A 21,730-nucleotide genomic window follows, 5' to 3' on the forward strand; every position below is an offset into this window, starting at 1 on the left:
GCAGTACCCACTCCGGCCTCGTGCGTACCCGCGCGGGCGAACCGTCCCTTCCGCCCGCGCGGGTACGCACGAGGCCGGAGTGGGTACTGCTCGTAAGGAAAATGCAGCGGTGCGTGATGGTGCCTTTTGGTGGCGGGGTGGGGTCGGTCGACGACCCGGTGCCCGTCGGGTGGTCAAACCGGCAGGGGGTGACCGGTATGGATGCGACCGGCGGCGCGGACCCGCGGGCGGCGGGTGACGAGGGAGCGGACGAGGCGGCACAGGCGCCGGGCGGCACGGTCCCGCGGGCGGCCGGTGGCGCGGTCGCGATCACGGGAGGTACCGGCTTCCTCGGCGTGCGCCTCGTCCGCGAGCTGCTCGACCGGGGGCGCCGGCTGATCCTGCTCGCGCACGCCGGCTCGCCCGACGCGCTCGACCGGGTCCGGCGCTTCCTCATCGCGACCGGCGCCGGCCCGGCGCTGCTCGCCGACCTCCCGCGCCGGATCCGGGTCGTCGAGGTCGACGTCGCGCAGCCCGCGCTCGGACTCGACGCCCGGGCGTTCCGCGAGCTGGCCGAGGACGTTCACGCGGTGTGGCACAGTGCGGCGGACACCGCGCTCGCCGGCGATCCCGGCCAGTTGCACCGCGCCAACGTCGACGGCACCCGGCACGTGCTGGACCTGGTCACCGCCGGCCCGCGCCGCCCGTCGCTGTTCCATGTCAGCACCGCGTTCGTGGCCGGTGCGCGGTCCGCCCGGGTCGTCTACGAGGACGACCTGGACGCGTCGGAGGGCTTCGAGAACGCCTACGAGCGGTCGAAGCACGACGGCGAGGTCCTCGTGCGGGAGTGGGCGGCCCGGCACGGCCGGCCGGCGGTGGTGTTCCGCCCGAGCCTGCTGCTCACCGACCTTCCGCCGAGCCCCGATCTCCCGCCGCACACCCTGGACGTGGTCGCGCGGGCCGTCATGATGATCGTCTCGATGGCCGCCGAGGTCACGCTCACCCCCGAGGAGCTGGACGGCGCCCCGCGCCCGACCGTGCGGGTGGTCGGTGACCCGCTGGCGCGACTCAACGTGATGGCGGTGGAGGACGCGGCCCGTGACATGGTGCGGATCGCCGACCACGCGCAGCCCGCCGCCGTCGCGCGGCCCGCCGGTGTCGCGACCTACCACATCGTCGGCGACACCGAGGTCACGCTGCCGGAGATCATCGACCTGTTCGAGGGCTTCTTCCCCGCGCACCTGGTCGCCGTCCCGGAGCCGCCCGCGGACCAGACGCGCGTCGAGCGGATGGTCGACCTGCTGCCCGGCTTCTCCTCCTATCTGCGGCACCGGCACACCTTCGACGACACCCGGGCCCGCACCGTCCTGGGCGAGCGCCCGTGTGGGCGCCGGATCGACCGCGACTACCTGCTCGCCGCCCTCGGTGTCGGTGACCTGGTAGAGCCCGAGCTGGCCGACGCCCGGCCGTCCACCGCGACCGGCGACGGGCTCGAGGCACTGGCCCGGGCCCGTCGGGAACGCGAGCGGCGGTCCGTCCGCGAGCCGGTCACGAGGACGTCCCGATGACCGCCGTCCCGATGACCGTGGTCGCGCCGGCCGAGGCCGAGCTGGTCTGGATCCCCGGCCCGTACCCGGCCGCGTTCGACCGACCGGGGCTGCTCGCCTGCGCCCGCCAGATCCGGCAGCCCGTGCACGTGCTGTCGGTGCCGGGCCGCGGGCTCGGCGCCGGGCTGGGTGGCCAGGTCGCCGGCGGGGGACCGGCCACGTCCACGGTCGTCGGGATGCTGCCGCCGGTGTACCCGGAGTGGCTCGGTGACCGGGCGTTCACCCAGGCGCACCAGGTCCGCTTCCCCTACATCGCGGGCGAGATGGCGACCGGCATCGCCACCACCGACCTGGTGATCGCCATGGCCCGGGCGGGCATGCTCGGCTTCTTCGGCTCCGGCGGCCTGCCCCCCGACCGGGTCGAGCAGGCGGTGACCACCCTGGCCCGGGCGCTCGGCGGCCGTCCCAACTGGGGTGTCAACCTGCTGCATTCGCCGGGCGACGCACGCCTGGAGAACGGCACCGCCGAGATGCTGCTGCGTCACGGCGTCCCGTGCGTGTCGGCGTCGGCGTTCATGACCCTCACCCCGGCGGTGGTGCGGTGCGCGGCGGCCGGGCTGCGGCGCGCGCCCGACGGCAGCGTCGTGCGCCGGACGAGGGTCTTCGCGAAGATCTCCCGCCCGGAGGTCGCCGAGCTGTTCATGTCGCCGCCGCCCGCGCCGCTGCTGCGCGTCCTGGTGGACGCCGGCCAGCTCAGCGCCGAGGAGGCCGAGCTCGCGGCCGGGCTGCCCGTCGCCGAGGACATCACCGTCGAAGCCGACAGCGCCGGGCACACCGACAGACGTCCGCTGGCCGTGCTGCTGCCGGCGGTGCAGGCCGCGCGGGACAGGGTGGTCGAGCGGTTCGGGCTGCGCACCACCCCCCGGATCGGCGCGGCCGGTGGCCTGGGCACGCCGCGGGGCGTCGCGGGGGCGTTCGCGCTCGGCGCCGCCTACGTGCTGACCGGGTCGGTCAATCAGCTCAGTGCCGAGTCGGGGCAGTCCGACGACGCCAAGGCGATGCTGGCCGGCGCGGACATCGCCGACGTGGCGATGGCGCCCGCGGCCGACATGTTCGAGCTCGGGGCGAAGGTGCAGGTCCTGCACCGGGGCACCATGTTCGCCAACCGGGCGGGCACCCTCTACGAGGCCTACCGCCGGCACGCGGGCCTCGACGACATCGTCGGCGCCGAGCGGGCGAAGCTCGAACGGGACGTCTTCGGCATGGCGCTGGACGACGTCTGGCGGCGCACGGCCGAGTACTGGCAGACCCGCGACCCCGGCCAGGTCGACCGCGCGCGGCGCGACCCCAAGCACCGGATGGCGCTGGTGTTCCGCTGGTACCTGGGCAATTCGGGCCGGTGGGCGCTGGCCGGGGACGGCAGCCGGCGCACCGACTACCAGATCTGGTGCGGCCCGGCGATGGGGGCGTTCAACCGCTGGGTCGCCGGCAGCTTCCTCGCCGAGCCCGCCAACCGCACGGTCGTGCAGATCGCGCTGAACCTGCTGGAAGGCGCCGCGGTGGTGACCCGGGCCCACCAGTTCCGCACCTGCGGGCTGCCGGTGGGCGAGCCGGTGTTCCCGCCGCGGCGCCTCGCGCCCGAGCCCAGCTGAGCCTCGCGCCCGTGACGAGAGGAGCACACCAGACATGACAACCACCACCGCGGCGCGGACGTCGCCGCAGGTGCCTGTGGCCGTCGTCGGCGTCGGCGCGATCATGCCGGGCTCGACCGACGCGCCCGGGTTCTGGGACTCGATCCTGCGCGGCGAGGACCTGATCACCGACGTCCCGCGTTCCCACTGGCTCCCCGAGGACTACTTCGACCCCGATCCGTCCGTGCTCGACAAGACCTACGTGCGCCGCGGGTCCTTCCTGCCGCTCGTCGACTTCGACCCGACCGAGTTCGGCATCCCGCCGAGCATCATCCCCGCCACCGACACCGCCCAGCTGTTCGCGCTCAAGGTGGCCGACCAGACGCTGCGCGACGCTCTCGGTGACCGCTACGAGCAGGCGGACCGCGGCCGGTTCGGGATCATCCTCGGCAGCGGCAACCTCGAACTCCTCAGCGAGATCTACATCCGGCTCGGCCGGCCGATGTGGTACCGCTCGCTGCGCGACCTCGGCTTCTCCCACCCGGACGCGGACCACATCTGCGACTACATGATGAAGGACTATCCGCGCTGGCAGGAGGCGACGCTCCCCGGCGGCCTCGGCAACATCGTCGCCGGGCGGGTCGCCAACCGGCTCGACCTGCACGGCGTGAACTACACGGTGGACGCCGCCTGCGCCAGTTCGCTCGCGGCCGTCTCCGCCGCGGTCAACGAGCTCGCCCTCGGCCGCGCCGACATGATCATCTCGGGTGGCGTCGACGCCCTGAACAACCCGTGCACCTTCGTCAGCTTCTGCCGGACGCCCGCGCTCTCGCCCACCCAGGACTGCCGTCCCTTCGCCGCGGACGCCGACGGCACGCTGCTCGGCGAGGGCGTGGCGATGGTCGCGCTCAAGCGGCTCGCCGACGCCGAGCGGGACGGCGACCGGATCTACGCGGTGATCAGGGGCATCGGCGCGTCCTCGGACGGCCACGGCTCCGCGATCTACGCACCGACACCGGGCGGCCAGATCCGGGCGCTGCACGCCGCCTACCTCGACGCCGGCTACAGCCCCGCGACCGTCGAGCTCCTCGAGGCGCACGGCACGGGCACCGTCGTCGGCGACCGCACGGAGGTCACCGCGCTGACCGAGGTCTTCGGGGACGCCCGCCGCGACGACCACCGCTGGTGCGCGCTCGGCTCGGTGAAGTCGCAGGTCGGGCACACCAAGTCGGCGGCCGGCGCGGCCGGGCTGGTCAAGGCGGTCCTCGCGCTGCACCACCATGCCCTGCCCCCGACGATCAAGGTGACCGAGCCGAATCCGGACCTGGGCCTGGAGACCAGCCCGTTCTACCTGAACACGGTGGGACGTCCGTGGGCCGAGCCCGCGGATCATCCGCGCCGGGCTTCGGTCTCCAGCTTCGGGTTCGGCGGGATCAACTTCCACATCGCGCTGGAGGAGGCCCCGCGCTCCCCGGCCCCGGTGATGGTCGGCTCGCCGCCGGCCGCCGGGGCACTGACGCGGTCCGTCGCGACCGGGTCCGTCTCGAACGGTGCGGCGCTGAACGGCGCCGGGCCCGTCGAGGCGGCCGGACCGGTGGCGGCGGGCAGCGAGCTGGTGCTGTTCAGCGGTGCCAACGCGCAGGAGATCCTCGACGCGCTGCGCGCGGTCGACCTGCCCGACGAGGACGACCGGTCCCTCGACTCCGGCCGCACGGCGGCGCTCGCCTGGGCCAGCCAGCACCGCTTCGACCCCGGTCAGCCGGTCCGGCTCGCCGTCGCGGCCGTCGGCACCAGGCAGCTCGCGGCCCGGCTCGACCAGGCGGCCGCCCTGGTGGCGCGGCGTCCGGACGAGTCGTTCACGAACCCCGTCGGCGTCCACTACCAGGTCGACGCGGGCCGGCCCGCCGACGATGCCGGCGACCGGCTGGCGTTCCTCTTCCCCGGGCAGGGCAGCCAGTATCTCGGGATGGGCCGGGACCTGGCACTACGCCATCCCGCCGCCCGCCAGGTGTGGGACCGCTTCGGCGTCCTGCGGCTCGGTGACGGCGCTGCCGCCGGGGGCGCTGCCGTCGGAGGCACTGTCGCCGACATGGTGTTCCCACCGCCGGTGTTCAGCGAGGCGGAGCAGGCCGCCCAGCGCGACGCGCTCACCGCGTCCGAATGGGCGCAGCCGGCACTCGCGGTGCACGAGCTCGCCCTGCTCGCGGCCCTCACCGACGTCGGCGTGCGGCCCCGCGCAGCCGCCGGGCACAGCTTCGGCGAGCTGGCCGCGCTGTGCGCCGCCGGCGTCCTGGACGCCGCGTCCCTGGTCGCGCTCGCGCGCCGCCGGGGCGAGCTCGTCCGCGACGCCGCCGCCACGGCACCCGGCGGAATGCTCGCCGCTGTGGCAACGCCCGCCGAGGTCACAGCTGCCCTCGGCGCACCCGAGCCCGAGCCCGAGCCCGGGGCCGGGGCCGGCGAGGCGGCCCAGGGTGAGCTGGGCCGGGACGTCTGGATGACCAATCTGAACGCGCCGCGCCAGGTCGTCCTCTCCGGCACGGCGGACGGAGTGGTGGCCGCCGCCCGGCGGCTGGCGGCCACCGGGATCACCACCCGCCGCCTCGACACGGCCGCCGGCTTCCACAGCCCCCTGCTCGACGGCGCGCGGGACCCGCTGCGCCGCTTCGTCGACGACCTCGAGATCCGGGCCCCCCGGTTCGGCGTCTACGCCGGCGCCGATGGACGTCCCTACCCGAGCGACCCGTGGGCCGTCCGCGAGCGCATCGTCGACCAGCTCACCACCCCGGTCCGGTTCGTCGACCAGATCGAGGCCATGTACGCCGACGGCGTCCGGACCTTCGTCGAGGTCGGCCCCGGCGGCACGCTCACCGGCCTGGTCGACCAGATCCTCGACGGCCGGGAGCACGCGGCGATCAGCCTGGAACGCCGCGGCCAGGACGGCGACGCGACGCTGATGTCGGCGCTGGGACGGCTGGCCGCCCTGGGCCTGGATCTCGACCTCGACCGCCTCTGGGCGGCCCGGGGCGTACCCGAGCGACGGGAGCCGGTGATGACCGTGAAGATCGACGGATCGAACTACGGGCGCTACTACCCGTCGCCCGAGCTGCTGGCCACCCCGGCCGTCCAGGAGACGTCCGGGGACGCCCGCTCGTCCAACGGCTTCGTCTGGAACGAGCCCGGCACCGAGCCCCCGAACGTCCGTTCCAACGGGCACGTGACCTCCGCCGCTCCGACCACCCCGGCACCGGCGATCGAGCCCGCGTCGGCCGCTGTCGGAACCGTGCCCGCTGGCGGAACCTCACCGGCTGCCGGACACTCGTCGGCTACCGGAACCGGGCCGGCTACCGGAACCGGGCCGGCATCCGAGACCGCGCCGACGGGCGGGTACCCGGCGGCGGACGCCGGGGCCGGGATCAGCGCCGGGCCCGAGGCGGCGAACGGCGCGGACACCGCCGCCCGGACCGCGGCGGGCGGGGGAGCGGATGTCGTCGAGGCCATGGCGCCACCCGACGGCGACACCCCCGGCGTGATGACCTCGGCCCCCTTCCCCGATCCGGCATCGGGGTCGGCACCGGCGCCGGGTTCGGCGCTGGGTCCGGCACCGGAGCCGGGGTCGGTGGCTCCGGTGCCGGCCTGGTCGGCCGGTCCGGCCGAGCCGGCCCCGCTTCGGCTGGCCGCCGGGTGGCCGGGAGCGGTAGAGCAGACCCACCGGCAGACCGCCGCGGCCCACACCGCCTACCAGCAGCTCATGACCGAGGCGCACCTGGAGTTCCTGCGCATGACAGGCGCGGTGTGCTCCTGGCTCACCGGCGCACCCGCCGCTGACGGCCCCGGCAGCCGCCCGCGGGTCGTGGACGGCGTGAGCTTCGGACCAGCCGAGTCGTCCGCGCCGCACGCTGTCGCACCGGCCGCTGTCGCACCGCCCACTGCCGCACCGCGCGGCCCGGCCACGGCCGCCGCCTCCGTCGTCACGGCACCGCCCCCACCGCCAGCACCGGCCACGCCGCCGCCGGCGGCGACAGGGGCCTGGGCCACGGCCGCACCGCCGGTCCCGACCGCCGCCGGGTCGGCGCCTGCAGCGGAGCCGGTACCTGCCACCCCGCCCGCGCCGCCTACCGGGCCCGCGCCTGGACCGACCGCCGGGGCCGCGCCGGCCGGCGGGAGCGTGCCGGCTGGTGGATCCGAGCCGGAACCCGCGAGCGGGCCGGCGTCGGCCGGGATGACCCCGGAGGAGGTGACGGACCTCCTGTTCGACGTGGTCTCGGAGCGCACGGGCTACCCGAAGGAAGTCCTCAACATCGACATGGAGCTCGAGGGCGATCTCGGCATCGACTCGCTCAAGAAGGTCGAGATCCTCTCCGCGCTGCGTCAGCAGGTCGGCGACGTCGCGGTCGACGTCAGCGAGACCGACGCGATCGCCGAACTCGCCTCGCTGCGCACCCTCGGCGAGGTCGTGGAGCTGATCCGGCAGCGCCTGGGCTCACCGGGCGGCGGCGACACACCCGGCGCCGACCCGGAGTCACCCGCCGACCCGGAGTCACCCGGCACCGGCACCGGCCCCGCCTCGCCGGGCGCCGATCCCGGCTCGCCCGGCGCGGGCCCGGACTCATCTGGCGCCGGCCCCAAGCTGGCCACCGCCGCCCCCGGGACGGCCGGTGGTGCCCCCTTTCGCCTGAGCAGGTTCGTCGCCGGCCTCGAGAAGACGTCGGCACCCGGCCTGGCCATGCGCGGGCTGCGCGGGCGTCCACTGACGGTCGTCGACGGCGGCAGCGGGGTCGGCGCGGCCCTGGTGGACGAGCTCACCCACGCGGGCGTCGCCGCGGAGCTCGCGGTCGGCAGGCGGCCCACGGCCGTTCTCACCCGCGACCGCGGCGGCGTGGTCCTGCTCGGCGGTCTGGCCGGCCCGGACACCGCCGCCACCGACGGATCTCCCACCGGCGCCATGCTTGAGGTCCAGCGGGACGCCTTCAACTGGGCCCGCGCCGTCGCGGGCTCCGGCCTCACCGAGGACGCCAACCCGGGCGGCCGGGGCGCGGCCGTGTTCGTCACAGTGCAGGACACCGGCGGTGATCTCGGGCTCGGCGGGGCGTGTGGCGAGCGGGCGTGGCTGGGCGGCCTGGCCGCGCTCGCCACCACCGCGGCCGCGGAGTGGCCCTCGGTCGCGGTGAAGGCCCTCGACTGCGAGCGTGCGGGGCGGTCGCCGGCGGCGGTCGCCGCCGTCGTCGTCGCCGAACTGCTCCGCGGCGGCGACACGCCCGTCGTGGCACTGCGCGGCGACGGGACGCGCCTGGTACCGGTCATGCTCCCCGCGGACGCGGACGCGGCCCGGCCGGCCGGCCGGGCCGGCCCGCGGACCGGATCGGCCACCGCGTCGCGGCCCGCGGACGTCGCGCACACGGAGCTGGAGATCGGCCCGGAGACGGTGATCGCCGTGACCGGTGGGGCCCGGGGGGTGACGGCTGCCGGCGTCGTCGAACTGGCGCGCCGGCACCGGCCCAGGTTCGTTCTGCTGGGCCGGACGGCGCTGGCCGACGAGCCGCCGGGGCTGGCGGGGGCGCGCGACGAACGGGCACTCGTCCGCGAGCTGGCCCGGGTGTCGGGCACCGCGGGCGGCCCGGCGCGGCTGCGGGCGCGGGCCCGCGAGATCCTCGCGGTCCGGGAGGTCCGGGCCACGCTCGCGGCGCTGGCCGAGATCGGCGCGCCCGTCCGCTACCACTGCCTGGATGTCCGCGACGAGCGTGCCGTCGCGGCCGCGTTCGACGAGGTGCGGCGCGAGTGGGGGCCCGTGCACGGGCTCGTCCATGGTGCCGGGGCGCTCGCGGACAGGCTGATCGCAGACAAGACGGACGACGACTTCGCCCGGGTCTTCGACACCAAGGTCGGTGGGCTGCGCGTCCTGCTCTCGGAGCTCGCCGGCGACCCGCTGCGGCTGCTCTGCCTGTTCACCTCGGTCGCCGGCTGGTTCGGCAACCCGGGCCAGAGCGACTACGCGATGGCCAACGCGACCCTCGACCACGTGGCCTCGGCGTACCAGGCGGCTTATCCCGACTGCCTGGTGCGGTCGATCGCCTGGGGACCGTGGGCCGGCGGCATGGTCGGCTCCCTGCTCGCCGAGGCGTTCACCCGGCGCGGCATCCCGCCGATCCCGTTGCCCCGCGGGGCACAGGCGTTCGCCGACGAGCTGACGGGCGCACCGGACGGCGCTCCCGCCACGGCCGCCGGGTCGACTCGCGTCATGATCGCCAGCTGTGACGCGAGCGTGATCGGCGGGGCCGGGCGGGGCCCGGCCGCAGGCGTCCTCGGCGAGCTCGCGGTGCACGCCGGCGCGCAGCCCTGGCTCGTCGACCACAGCCCGGCCGGCACGGCCGTCCTCCCGCTGGCGATGGCGCTCGACTGGCTGGCCCGCGGCGCGCTCGCGCTGAGTCCCGCCGCCGCCGGCGGCGTGACACTGCGGGACCTGCGGGTCCTGCGCAAGATCGCACTGCCCGAGCTGGCCCGCGGCGGCCACCGGTTCGCCGTCGTCGCGGCGCCCGGCCGCCAGCCGGGGGAAACCCTGCTCCGAGTGGACGGCGAGGGCGGCGTCCCGCACTACTCGGCGAGGTTCGGGCCCGACCGGTCGCCGCCGACGTCCGGCGAGCGGTGGCCGACGCCCGCCGGCCTGGTGGACCACCCCGAGGAGTCGGCGCGCCACCGCGACCGCATCTACGGCCAGGGCGCGCTCTTCCACGGCCCGCGTTTCCACGCGATCACCTGGCTGATGGGGATGTCGCCCGACGGCGCGGAGGGGACCGTGGTCGGCGTCGACGAGCTGGCATGGGGCGGCGACGGCTGGTACTTCGACGTCGCCGCGCTCGACGGCGGGATGCAGCTCGCCGGCCTCTGGGCGTGGCGGGCGCTCGGCGGCGCCATTCCCATCGCCGTGCGCGAGTGCCGGATCCACCGGCCCGGCCTGCTGTGCGAGCCGGCGCGCGGGGTGGTGCACGCCCGCGGGATCGACGGCGTCCACACCCACTGCGACGTCGCGGTCCTCGACGGCGACGGCGCCCCGCGCATCGAGCTGCTCGGCGTCGAGCTGGTCCTGCGCCCCGACCGCATGTCCCGCTCACGCTGACCCCCGACGCCGGCCCGGATCCCGCGCCAGCACAGGCCCCGGGCCGGCGTGCCCACCGAGCCGATGCGAGTGTCGCAGCCACTCCATGCGCTGGTGTCGCAACTTGCTTCGGCGTGGGCTTGAGCACGTAGTTGGTCCGTCGTTCCTTGGGAGGTGGCAAGGTCCGGCGGATCGGCGGCTGGCCGATGTTGCCGTCGTCGCCGTGAGCCGCTCGTGGCGGGCCTGTACTGGCTGTCCCGCTGCGGCGCGCGCCGGCCACCCGCACGACCGGCCGCCTGAAAAGCGGAAGGTCGGCGGTTCGACCCCGCCCCTGCCCACTGGTCACCTTGACTATTGGTGTGACCTGGGATTTTGATGAACTCTTTGCCGAGCGTAAAGCTCGCACAATGCGAACCGCTGTTTGAGCTGGCAAGCTCGCCAGGTTCATGATCGTGTCAGCCTGGAGGCGGGTGCGGCCAGCTCGGAAGCCGGTCTTGATTCGTCCGCGAGGCAATCGTCCGGATGGCCTGGCTCGAAGCCTGCGCGGGCAGGACATTGCCGGACCTGCAGGATGTGCTCACCCCGCACCATCAGGCAGATAATCGACGGGTGACGGCGCCGGCGAGAGTCAGATCGGCTCGACGAGGATGTCGGCGCGGTCGAGTGTGGCGGTGTAGGCGGTCAGGTCGTCTGGGTGGCTGGTGAGGATCTGGGCGGGGGCGTGCAGTGCGGCGGTGATGATGACCAGGGCGTCGACGACGTCCGGCCGTTTCCTCGTGGGGAGTTTGGCGTCGGCGAGCATGGCGCCTGCCCGTTTGTATGAGTCAAGGGTGAAGGTTTTCGCGCAGGCGACGCAGCCGGCGGAGATGTTCGCCGCCCCGCGGATGGGTGGCGTGCTTTCCCGGGTTTGTGGAACGGTGCAGTCCTTCAGGTATTGACTGAAGGCGTGGACCGTTTTCGGGTCCGGTCGCCACGCTTGGGCGAGGACCGGGCCGATGAGAACCGGCCGGTGTGACGCAGCGCGTAGGCCGTGGTGGAGTAGTCGTGCCGTGGGGTTCTCGCGCAGGAGCGCTACGAGCATCCCGGTGTCGTAGACGACGGTACGGGTGATCACGCGACGCTCGCGGTATCCGTTCCGAGTGCGCTGGCCAGGACCCGGTGGACGAGGGCCTGCTCGTCCGTGGTCAGGGCGTCGAACGATGGCGGGTCCGCCTCGGGGAGGTCGGCGGCCTGCTCGAAGGCGGCCTGGTTGCGTGCGTCCAGTGCCGCGAAGGCCGCCATGGCGGCGTCGTCACGTGCCATCTGGGCGACGGCCGCCGCGATCATGTAGGCGGACACGTCCATGCCCGCCGCCTCCGCGTGCGTCCTGATCGCGGCCTGGACATCTGAGGCTGTCGAGATCGTGAACCGGACGTTCGGCATGCCGCTAACGTAACACGACGTATTACGTCGCCGTTGTCATGTACCCGGCCGGGGTCCGGGCGGCCTACTTGAGTTCCAGCCGGCCTGGCGACGATAGCTGATCCGGGCATCGGTGCGCCGCGGGCCCCGCGCGTCGGGCCGGGCCGGGCACGGTGTCCCGGCCCGACGGGTGTCATCCGGCGGTGGCAGCCGATGCGTCGGTTGTTGACGTACGACGGCCGCCCACCCCGCCGTCGCGACGAACCGCGGCAGCGCCGCCTCGCGCAGGCCGTGGATTCTGGTCGCGTAGTCCCAGACGGCGCGGTATCCGCCGGAATGGCTACGAGCCGGGCTCTCGCCCGCGCGACCAACATGCGTGCCATCAGCGGCCGCTGACCGGCCGCCGTCTCGGCGAGGGCGGTCGCGTTGTCACCGCGGCCGAGGCGGTCGTGGTTGATCGACAGACGACGCATAGGCGGTCGCGGGGTCAGCCGACCGGGGCGACCGACTCGATATTGGCCACGGTGAAGTCTCGTTGTGCGTCCCGCAGGTGACACCACGCGTCGAGCCATCGGCCGTACAGCTGGCGCGGCTGGATCTCCCGGACAGTCCGGTTTCCGGCCTTGTTCCGGTAGCTGATCAACACGTCGCGCTGGGCCTCGATCGCGTCGGCCAGCAGGATGATCTCAGTATCGGTCAGGCCGGGGTTCAGCTGCGCCAGCCGCGCGGACGTCTCCGAGGTATCCGCGCCACCGTTTCCCGCCCCGCCGCTGGCCGCTCCGCCACTGTTCGTGCCAACCGGGTCCGCGAGCAGCTGCGCGGCCAGCGTCTCCGCGTCCATCCGGGGCCGGGCCCGGGACGTGGCCCGCGCCGGCGACCGGGGCGCGGCCGCGCGGTGCTCCCGCTGCTGCTCGACGATCACTGTGCCCGTCGCATCCTCGGCGACGGGGGACAACCCGGCCGCGCGCAGCCGTGCCAGCACCTCGTGCGGCTCGTGCGGGCTGGACAGCACCGTGGGTGCCACCCGCACCAAGGACAGTTTCGCCAACGACCGGGTATGCAGAATCTCGCTGATCAAAGCCTCTTCGGCCACGACGCATGAGCGCATCCCCCGCACCCGGATCTTCCCGTGGAGACGGGCCACATCCTTGACCAGGTATTCCAACGGCTGAGGCACCGCCCGCTCCGACACCGCCGCCATATCGGCCAGCAATCCTGCGGCGGTCCAGCCCGCGTCGAACGCCGCGCGGACGCTGGCCGGGCTGAACCGCCACACTCCCGCCGTGCCCCGGGACTCGCTCACCGCCGCTGTCCCCAACAGCCGCGAGACCGCCGTCGTCGGCTGGCCGGACACCACCGCGGTGAGGTCCGACTGGAGTATCACCGTGCACGGCCTTTCCGTCAGTACCCCGGCCACCCGCGCGGCCAACGCGTCCATCGCGGTCACCGTGTCCATCGCGCCCACCGCGTCCGCCGGCTCGGCGGTGGCCAGGTCTCCGTCGAGAAGAGCCGCGAGCTGTTCGCCGCAGTCGGTCAGCACGTCGGCAACGGCGACACCCAGCAGCTCCGCCTCCCGGATCGCGGCGGCCGCCTTGTCCCGCAGCTGGCCTGGCTCATATCCATGCAGTGGGAAGAACCAGTCGATGTGTTCGCCGGCCGCCCGCAACGACAGCCCACCGCGCGCCGCGCGCAGCATGGCGCGTCGCAGCCCACCGGCGGCCGAGGCCAGGGGCAGCGGCGGGGCCAGCTCCTTGCCCCCACCGATCTCCCGGCTGGTCGGGGCATGTGCCAACACCAACCATGCGGTCGCCAGCGCGGACCACTGATGGGCCGGCGGCGCCTCCCGCCACGCCGCATACCGATCGGTCGGCGCGTAGCCCGTGTCCGCCCGGCCGAGTAGCCCGGCCGCGTAGGCCAGGTCGATACCGAGCAGCAGTATCTCGACCGGCAGCGCCAGCCGCGCGGCCAGCCGGGACCGTTCCCGCGGGCCGACGCCGCCCTTCTTCAGCGCGACGATCGAATGCGCGCGCGCCTCGTCCAACAGGGCCGTGATCCCACGGAGCAGATCCGCCGCGGCGGCCTGGGCGGCGGCCAGCGTCGACTCGCTCGAGGCCGCGGCTGAAGGGACCCGCGGCTGTCCGGTCAACAGCAGGTCACGCTGCGCCAACCAGGACGCCACCTCGATCTCGCGGGACACCTCCAACCGCCCGTTGACCCGTAGCGCCAAGCCCGCGGCGGCCAACGCGCGTTCGGCACCCGTGGCCGCCGGCTCGGCGTAGCCCAGGTAGATCTGGTTGTAGCGATGGCGCATCTGCTTCAGGCGATCCCGCGCGGGCTTGGGTAGCCGGCGCACTACGTCGGCCATCGCGCGGGCGTCGGAAGCGACGTCCACCAGGCGGGCGATCAGCTCCGGTTTGCGTAGCCCGTCCACCTCGACCCCCAGCGCGTCAGCCGCCGTACGCACGTCGTCCACCAGCGCCGACTTCGCGAGCAGGGCCAACGGTCGACCATCGCCGATCTCGGCCGCCCAGTGCTCGGCCAGCCGTTCCGGCAGGCAGATCGTCCCGGACTCCAACCAGGCCAACCCGCGGCCGCGCAACTCGCCGATCGCGTCCGACACGGCCTTTTCCGGCGCGTCCTGGTCCGGTGCCGAGACCAGACCGGCCACGGTCTCAACCGTGGCCAGCGGTCCCAGGGCCGCCACCGCCTGACCGACGAGCACCGCGTCCCGATCGATCGAGCGCAGCGCGGCAACCAGCGAGTCCGGCCCGCACAGCCGCTGAGCCAGCTGCTCGAACCCACGCGGGATCGGCTCGGCCCGGACGTCCGGCCGTGCCCGCAGCAACCCCGTCAGCGCTGCCTCGTCCAACCCGGCCAGGTATTCGGCAAACGATCCGGAAACCATGGTGGCATTCTGCCGAACCCTCGCGATGCCGCGGTTGGTGACGCGGGCTCACATGGCGACCTTGCCGAGGAGTGGTTCCGTCGCTGCCCGCCGCGGTCGATCTCGCCGCCTACCGCATCGTGCAGGAGTCGCTGACCAACGCCGCCAGGCACAGCGGCGCCCGGCAGGTCGTCATCCGAGTCCAACACGCCGACCGGCGACTGTGCTCAGCATCGAGGACGACGGCCGGGGTCCGGTGCCCGTGGGCAACCAGGGCGGCGCCGGTATCGCCGGCATGACGGAGCGGGCCCGCGCGCTGGCGGAAGCCTGAACGCCGGGCCGGGTCGTGCGGGCGGGTTCGTCGAAACTCGACAGCGGCATCCGGAGAGCGCTGAGCGAAGTCCGGGAACCGCGCCAGACCGCCAACTGATGCGCCCTGATGTGCCCCGTTGAATCCGGACAGGTCCAATGAAGCTGATGGACGCGGCGGCCTGCTTTTTCAGGTATTCGGCGTAGGCCCGTCGTGGGGTGCGATAGTGGAGTCCCAAGTGGCGGCGTGTGGCGTTACAGTGAAGTTCTATGTACCGGGCGATGACGGCTTTGGTGTAGCAGTCGATGACGGTCGCGAGGTACAGCTAGCCTTCCCAGGTGGGGATGTAGGTGATGTCGCCGACCGCCTTTGAGGTGCTGCCCGTTTCTCGGACACCGACGTAGCGGGACTATACCAGCTTTATGCTGCTTCCTTGATTGAGTTCTGGGTTGCCTGGTATGCGCGCTCGACGTGTTCTGGTGTGCGGTAGCCGAGAGTGGGGTGGAGCCTCTGCCGGTTGTAGAGAACCTCGATGTAGGGCCGACCGACGGCTGACGGATGCGTCCACCCGGCGGGGCCGGAGTGCGTCGCAACCACCTCACGGAGCCGGCTGACCAGCGCGGTATCCACGCGTATGTCTCGGACTCGCCGGTCGCCCCAGATGAGCGCTGCGTCGGCGGGGTGGCCTGGGTGGGGACGAGTGGCTCTCAGGCTTCGCGGCAGGCGGTGCCGGCGTTGCTGCGAGGGTCTCGACGAAGACGATGGTGTCGCAGGCCGCGTGCCCGCGCCAGGTCGGGCAGCGTGGAGTCCATCTCCTCGTGTCCGTGGGGGCCCGGGCGGCGTACTCCAGCCAAGTCTCGATGAGAGAGCTCATGCGCGGCTCGGATGGATATCGCTAATCGAAGATGTCGGCGGCGGTGACAGTGAGACATCCCGGCGGCGCGTCACGGATCTCCTCGCGAGCGCACAGCGCGAGGCGTGCCCGGACAGCGCCTTCGGTCCCGGCACTGTCAGGGCCGGCAGCTCCGTCGTCTGCCTGGCGGTCCGAGGCTGCTGGAACGGCCGACGTAATAGCGCGAGCCTTTTCCAGGAGCCGGCTGGAGATCCGTCGACCGTCAATAGAGCGCGCCCACTTCGCCTCGCCGAACAGAATTGGGTGTCGGTCCCTGCCCGCGAGCACGACCGCATCGATCTCGTTCTGCCCGCCCGCGTTCCAGTAAGGCCCGACCGCGACGATGTCCCTGCCCAGCGCGCCGGCGACCGCGAGTCGGCGTAGGTGCTCGCGAAACGCTTCCTCCCACGGTTTGCCGAGATGGTCGTCCAGACTCTCGATCAGTACTGGCAGCAGTGCTTTCCCCAGTCCACGCTCGATCTCCGCGCGGTACCGAGACAGCACGCCGAGATAGAAAGCAAGGAAATTGTCTGCGATCCGGTAGACGCGCCGACGGCTGCGCGCTGTCTCGGTGACGGGCATCAGCCGTTCGACCAGCCGTAGCTCGACGAGCCGATCCAGAGTACGGGCCGGTTCAGCCCGAATATAGTCCTTGATCTCGTTGTACTGGGTGCGACCCTCGGCGATCGCGTGGAGGACGGCCGCCGGGTATTCACCGTGCTCCACCTCGGTGGCAAGCACGAGTTGTCCCTCGGTGAGCAGCGGCGCCCCGGGCCGGCAGGCCAGCCGTAGCAGGTTGTCAGCGAGGTCAGCGCCCTGGTCCCACCACGACAGATACAACGGAACTCCGCCGACCAGCCCGTAGACGAGCGCCCGGTCGGACGGCGTCAGCCCGGGCAGCATGAGTGCGGCCTCGTGCGGACGGAACGGATGCAGCGACAGCGACAGATCGAATCTGCCGTACAGGGGCGCCCGCTGCTCCTGTAGCGCGGTCATGTGCCGCACGGCCGATCCGCACACGAGCATCCGTAGCCTGGTCCGGCCGGCTGTCCGGTCGAGGAAGGCCCGCAGGACGCCGGGCAGCTCGGGTGAGGTGGCGACGATCTCGGGAAACTCGTCCAGGATGACGAGGAGAGGCTCCTGCTCAGCCGCCGCGGCGAGGTCGTCGAGCGCGTCGTCCCAGTCGAGGTAGGGACGAGTAGCGAGATCACGAATTCGCCCCGGTAGCGCGATGGCCGCCTGACGGGATAGTTGCGCCAGTTCCCCAGCTGCCGCCCGACCGGCTCCGGTGTGGGACACCGACCGACGGCCCTCCGCGAAGCGCTGCAACAGCGCGGTCTTGCCGACCCGTCGCCGTCCCCACACCACCGCGGGTCGGGGGTCGGTCGAGTGCCACCACGCCTCCAGAGCGGCGAGTTCGTCGGTGCGATTCACAAAGGCCACCGGCTCCCCGCCTCCCCCAGTAACTCACACCACCTGTAACTTACTTGCTATGTAAGTTACACCCCGCGCCATCCGTACGCGGCTCGCGCCATCCGTGGTTCTGTGATCTTGCCGCCTACCCGGCCGACAACCCGGACCGGATCGTGCTCGGCTGGGCAGTCCGACGGCGGGATCGACCAGCGCGGCTGCGCCCCCGGCTGTACGGGTGTCATCCTGCGGCGGCGGCCGATGCGTCGGTGGTGGGGGTACGACGCTGGCGTCGCCGTGCATTGCCGCTGGTAGATGGCCTGTTCGTGTGATCGGGGATGCCGATCGTGGGGCCAGGGATCGTGGGGTGGCGGTTCGGGTTGTGCCCGGTTCTGTCCACCACCCGTGACCTGGCCTTTTACCTCTCCGTTGAGATCAATTTAGCCGTTTGAAGATCGTTATGTAGCAACGGGTGCGACCCCATTAGCAACCTAAAGCAGCAGACGTTCCAGGGTATACCCCGCTGACCTGCGTAAATGCTTACGTCTGACCGTCCGCCGCGACATTTCGGGTCGTTGCTACACCGAGCGGCCCCGGCGGAACGTGGACTTATGACAGCGGGGCAGGGTGCGCCTCTGATCTGCGGCGATGAGCAGCATCGCGGCGGACGACCGTCCGCTGCAACGGCGGATGGTCGCAGGGAGCGCTCGCAGTGGTGCGCCAGCGATGGCCGACGTCGGCGACGTACTCGAGGACCCCGGTCACGACCCATCACTTGCGCCACGACCGATGCGCTGAGTAGGCGGATGCTCCCGCCGACCTCCGTCCACAGCGTTCTGGCACAGTGATGTTATGGCTGAGCAGGCTCCGGCTGCTTCAGATAGCCCGATGTCCAGTCGGCGGGAACAGGCACTCGTAGAGGTGATTTTGCGCCATCAGGTGCAGATCGATCCCGATGACCTCGGCGCTGTCCTCGATTTAGCTGCAGTCGGAATCGTCAACGGCGCCTGGCGCAACAGCCCTGTCGAGGACTGGCACAGCCAGAGCCGGCTACATGACGGCGACATGCTGCGGATCAACGCCCACACCAGCTGGCGGGTGCGTGAGATTGTCCGGTGATGGCGCGGCGATCTGGGACTCGGACCGCAGTCACTGCAGCAGGCATGCGATGGTCTAGACAGCGATGCGACCGACTGGCTCGCCGAGCGGATCTGGCGATGGCTGGTTAACCCTGCCAGACGCCTGCCGACCGGAGCGACGCTGGTCGAACTCGCCGGGAGCGACCTGAACGACTACCGCGACCACGCCGACGAGGCGTTAGGTGGATTCGCGGCGATGGCAGAAGAGCGCGGGATGCTCTACGCGTTCTGGAGGGCGGCGGCTCACGGCGGGCTGGCCTGCCGGCATTGGTGGGGAACCCCGGCATGGCCCGCGCTGGTCGACCGCTTCATGCATGCTCTCGACACACCTGATCACCCGCACTGGTCGTCCGGTGGGGGATGGCAGGTGACGGTGGAGACAGCGCCACACCAGGCCACCGGGCGTGCCGGTCTCCGTCGGCTGCTGATGAGCCGGCCATGGGCTCTCGATTCCGATACGGCGCAATGGGTCGTCGGTGCTGGCATCGGATTTCTCCTCGACCGCGTTCCTCAGCTGCCCGACGACGTCCACGAGGCGCTCCCGCATTAGCTTCCTCTCGAACCTACGCACAGCCGCCGTTCCTGACCGGGCCGGCAGCGCTCTACTCGGCGGGCGCGGTCGACTCGGTTGGGAGCACGTACTCCTCAGCCAGCTTCGCCAGGTGCAGGGGCAGCGGCCGGGAGAGCGGTTCGTAGTCGTCGTGGAAGCGCAGTTGGTGGGCCAACGCGGCCCACGCCGCGGGCTGGTCCGGGCCGACATCGTCCCGCCCGGCGTCCGCGAGAGCCTTTTCGGACAGGCAACCGACGACCGTCAGCTCCAAGTACCGCGGGTTCCAGGCCGTCTTCGCTGGCCCGGTCGGCCAGTCGGGATGCGGGCCCAGTTTCAGCAGTCCTCGTTTGATGGCCTTCGCGCTGCTTGATGAGTCCGCGGTGCTCACGAAGACGCGGTTGTCCGTGTCCGCGCCCGGCGCCGCCCACAACCCGGCGGCGAAACCGACCCGGTCGTCGCCGGGTGCGTACCACTGCGGCACCTCCTCACGGCCATTGCCGTCCCGGGTCAGCACGAACCGCAAGTCGGGGCCGTAGACAGCGAGTCGTTGGACGTCCGACCCGCCGAACCCGAGCATGTCGCGGACCAGCGTCTCGTTGCCGATCCACGGCCAGGAACGGCGAAGGTTCCCAGCGTTCGCGAGCAGCAGCGTCGGCCGGTCGCGTGCCTGGTACAGCACTGATCTGACGAGCCGTTCGATCTCTTCGCGCTCAACCGCGGTGACCGACGGCGTGGGTCGCGTGCCGACAGCGGCGCCGCCGTCCAGGCGGTCTGCCGACGCCTCGATTGCCCCGGCGACCATGTCAGCGTCCCGTGCGAGGTCAAGCAGCAGCACAGGGTAGGGCACCCATTCCTTGCGGGTGTCGTGCCACCCCCGCACTGGGTGTGCGGCGTCGCCAGGACGAACGCGAAGTGCGATCAGCCGGTTCCCGGCGCGCCGTGTCGGCCCGTCGGCGCGGCGACGCGCCACCCAGATGGCCAGGTACTGGAGGTCGCCGGGGACAGCGTCGCCGACTCGGTGCCGAGGAATGATGACGGCTCCGACTTGGCGGAACCCGTCGAGCCAGGCCGATTTCGCCCGGGTGTTGATCCCGACCTCCGTGTCGTCCGGGATCTGGATGAACTGACTGAGCCGGCCCGTATCCGCGAGGCCGAGTCGCAGGGCGAACTTCGGATCCGAGTCCGGCTCACCGTTGAATCGGCCCTCGCCTGCCAGCTCGACGATCGCGAGGCCGACCCGCCCCGTCAGCTGGTCGAAGCGGGTGGCCACCGCTGTGCGGCGGGCCCGGATCGCCTCACCCAGCGCCGTGGCGCGGGCCTGCTTCTCGCGACGTGAGATCTCGAGAGCGGAACCGATCGCCCCGAGTTCCGCGGTCCGGATGTGGACCCGCAACTCGCCGAGCTGCCACCGCTGGTCGGGGCCTTCGGTGACGACGTCGGCGGGGAACCCCAGCAGGTCGCGCAGGGTGTTCACCAGACCGTCCCGGGTTTCCGGGTACTGCCAGGCAATGTCGACGTCCAACGGTTGCCCGTCGAGGCTGGCGAGCAGCGCCTCTCGACGTGCCCGGGTCTCCTGCTGCCTCCGTGCGATCTCTTTCAGCGCGTTCCCGGCCTGGCCCCGGGGGAGCAACGCTGGCTTGTTGCCGGTGAATCCCCTCGCGAGAGCGGGTACGGGCCGGAACATCGGACGCAGGCCCTCCTCGACCCAGGCGTCAAGCCGGGCCCGCTCGGCCGGCATGAGCCCGGCGCCGACCGCGTGCGTGCCCATCGCTGTGCTGTGGATGATCCCGGCCGTGATCCTGCCCTGACCGCGGATCCAGTTCACCGGCGCCTCCCGCAGATCCGCTGCCCGGGGATAGGCCTGGACGATGTCAAGCTCGGGCAGGAGATCGACCGGGGCTCGCCCCTGCCAGTCGACCTGGCCGAGGCGAGGACTGAACGCCATCGTGTTGGCGATCAGCCGTGGCGTCGGGGCCGCGGCGTCCTGCATCCAGGGCAACTCGGCCTTGAAGAGCACGGTCGCCTGCCGTCCCTGGGGAAGGAAGACGGGCGCGCCGGTCGCCCAACGCCGTATTCCGGTCGAGACGTGGAGACGGAAGCTCGGTGCGAAAGGGACGGTTCGCAGGGTGATGGTGACGACCGCGGAATAGAACCAGGATCGGCCGGCCCGCATGTATTCGAAGGGTGGCCAGGAGACCAGCTCAGCGAGCTGGTTACCGACCACGACGCGGAAGTCGACATCCTGTGCGACCCCGTCGGAATGGAATGGCCGTGCAGCGAGGTGGGCCGCGACGACCTCGGGCAAGAGGGCGTAGAGCCGCGGCGATGGCCGCGCGGTGCCGCCGCCGGTCACCAGGGACGCGGTCAGGTCCACGGACTCGACGGTCCACTCCGGCATGGCATCGTGCATTGAGGTGAGGACACGCAACATCGCCTCGTCGTGTTCGGGCTCCGGCCGTAGGGCCATCACCCACGATGTGAACAGTGGGGTGAAAACGGCCATCGGCGTTCCTTCTCTGGCGTAGACCCAGGGAACGCTCGCGTCGGAAGCTGCGCCACGGCCCGTCGCGACGACCCCGGGAGCAGCCGCGCGTAGCAACGCGTTGAGCTGCCTGACGGGAAGGTGCGCCGGCACATCACGGTTTGGCCGGCCGGCCTGGTACAGCTCCGTGAGTTCGGTTCGCCACTGCTCGGTGAATGAGATGACCTGGTAATCCTCGACCCAGGGCCCGGCGGCCGGATCGGGTTCGTAGGCGGTCGGCCGAATCAAGTATCCATTCACGGGTCCGCGCGGCTGGTCCGCTGAGCTGGGTTGATGTGTTGGGATGACACGCTGGGGCCGTTGCTTGATCGGGTCGGCGGTCTGGTGATGATCGTGGGCTGTGGCTGACCCGTCC

10 protein-coding genes are annotated in these 21,730 nt (G+C 72.3%); 5 read left to right on the plus strand and 5 right to left on the minus strand.

Going from position 1 to position 21,730, the window contains the following annotated elements:
- From FMEAI12_RS17005 to FMEAI12_RS39490, 3 genes are all read left to right on the plus strand, one after another.
- Nucleotides 1-1,547 (plus strand): SDR family oxidoreductase (locus FMEAI12_RS17005; RefSeq protein ID WP_368672083.1); only part of this gene is annotated, 1,547 nt, incomplete at its 5' end.
- An 11-nt stretch (nucleotides 1,548-1,558) separates the two neighbouring features.
- Entirely contained in the window at nucleotides 1,559-3,178 is a 1,620-nt protein-coding gene (locus tag FMEAI12_RS17010; protein ID WP_112106813.1) for a PfaD family polyunsaturated fatty acid/polyketide biosynthesis protein, read from the plus strand.
- Nucleotides 3,179-3,212: 34 nt separating this feature from the next.
- Complete coding sequence (locus FMEAI12_RS39490; protein ID WP_112106802.1) at nucleotides 3,213-10,268, plus strand: type I polyketide synthase; 7,056 nt, start codon at nucleotides 3,213-3,215, stop codon at nucleotides 10,266-10,268.
- Nucleotides 10,269-10,875: 607 nt separating this feature from the next.
- Here FMEAI12_RS39490 and FMEAI12_RS17020 read toward each other — a convergent pair.
- The 4 genes from FMEAI12_RS17020 to FMEAI12_RS17045 form a co-directional block, all read right to left on the minus strand.
- On the minus strand, nucleotides 10,876-11,361 hold the full coding sequence (locus FMEAI12_RS17020) for a hypothetical protein (RefSeq protein WP_112106803.1): 486 nt from the start codon (nucleotides 11,359-11,361) through the stop codon (nucleotides 10,876-10,878).
- Nucleotides 11,358-11,669: a hypothetical protein gene (locus FMEAI12_RS17025; RefSeq protein WP_235014090.1), complete on the minus strand. Its 312-nt coding sequence runs from the start codon at nucleotides 11,667-11,669 to the stop codon at nucleotides 11,358-11,360. The genes FMEAI12_RS17020 and FMEAI12_RS17025 overlap by 4 nt, the downstream gene beginning before the upstream one ends.
- Nucleotides 11,670-12,135: 466 nt before the next feature.
- Nucleotides 12,136-14,553, minus strand: a complete 2,418-nt coding sequence (locus FMEAI12_RS17030) for a helicase C-terminal domain-containing protein (RefSeq protein WP_112106804.1) — start codon at nucleotides 14,551-14,553, stop codon at nucleotides 12,136-12,138.
- 1,184 nt (nucleotides 14,554-15,737) lie between these two features.
- The gene (locus tag FMEAI12_RS17045) at nucleotides 15,738-17,168 is read right to left on the minus strand and encodes an ATP-binding protein (RefSeq protein ID WP_235014091.1); all 1,431 of its coding nucleotides are present in this window, start codon (nucleotides 17,166-17,168) and stop codon (nucleotides 15,738-15,740) included.
- Between the two features lie 828 nt (nucleotides 17,169-17,996).
- On the opposite strand from FMEAI12_RS17045, the gene FMEAI12_RS17050 reads away from it, so the two are divergent.
- Nucleotides 17,997-18,263 carry a hypothetical protein gene (locus FMEAI12_RS17050; protein ID WP_146776717.1) on the plus strand — a complete coding sequence of 89 codons (267 nt, stop codon included), beginning with the start codon at nucleotides 17,997-17,999 and terminating at the stop codon, nucleotides 18,261-18,263.
- 216 nt (nucleotides 18,264-18,479) lie between these two features.
- Nucleotides 18,480-18,833, plus strand: a complete 354-nt coding sequence (locus FMEAI12_RS17055; RefSeq protein ID WP_112106809.1) for a hypothetical protein — start codon at nucleotides 18,480-18,482, stop codon at nucleotides 18,831-18,833.
- Between the two features lie 52 nt (nucleotides 18,834-18,885).
- Here the strand turns inward: FMEAI12_RS17055 and FMEAI12_RS17060 are convergent, their stop codons facing one another.
- Nucleotides 18,886-21,615 (minus strand): DUF3962 domain-containing protein, encoded by a 2,730-nt coding sequence (locus FMEAI12_RS17060; protein WP_235014092.1) that lies wholly within the window; start codon nucleotides 21,613-21,615, stop codon nucleotides 18,886-18,888.
- Nucleotides 21,616-21,730: the final 115 nt, after the last annotated feature.

It is taken from the genome of Parafrankia sp. Ea1.12 (assembly GCF_900465275.1).
Lineage (GTDB): Bacteria > Actinomycetota > Actinomycetes > Frankiales > Frankiaceae > Parafrankia > Parafrankia soli.

What these genes read in the sequence shown, in the direction of transcription:
- FMEAI12_RS17030 (WP_112106804.1), bottom strand. Translation starts at nt 14,553, where the DNA reads ATGGTTTCCGGATCGTTTGCCGAATACCTGGCCGGGTTGGACGAGGCA.
- FMEAI12_RS17025 (WP_235014090.1), bottom strand. Translation starts at nt 11,669, where the DNA reads ATGCCGAACGTCCGGTTCACGATCTCGACAGCCTCAGATGTCCAGGCC.
- FMEAI12_RS39490 (WP_112106802.1), top strand. Translation starts at nt 3,213, where the DNA reads ATGACAACCACCACCGCGGCGCGGACGTCGCCGCAGGTGCCTGTGGCC.
- FMEAI12_RS17055 (WP_112106809.1), top strand. Translation starts at nt 18,480, where the DNA reads ATGGCAGAAGAGCGCGGGATGCTCTACGCGTTCTGGAGGGCGGCGGCT.
- FMEAI12_RS17050 (WP_146776717.1), top strand. Translation starts at nt 17,997, where the DNA reads ATGGCTGAGCAGGCTCCGGCTGCTTCAGATAGCCCGATGTCCAGTCGG.
- FMEAI12_RS17010 (WP_112106813.1), top strand. Translation starts at nt 1,559, where the DNA reads ATGACCGTGGTCGCGCCGGCCGAGGCCGAGCTGGTCTGGATCCCCGGC.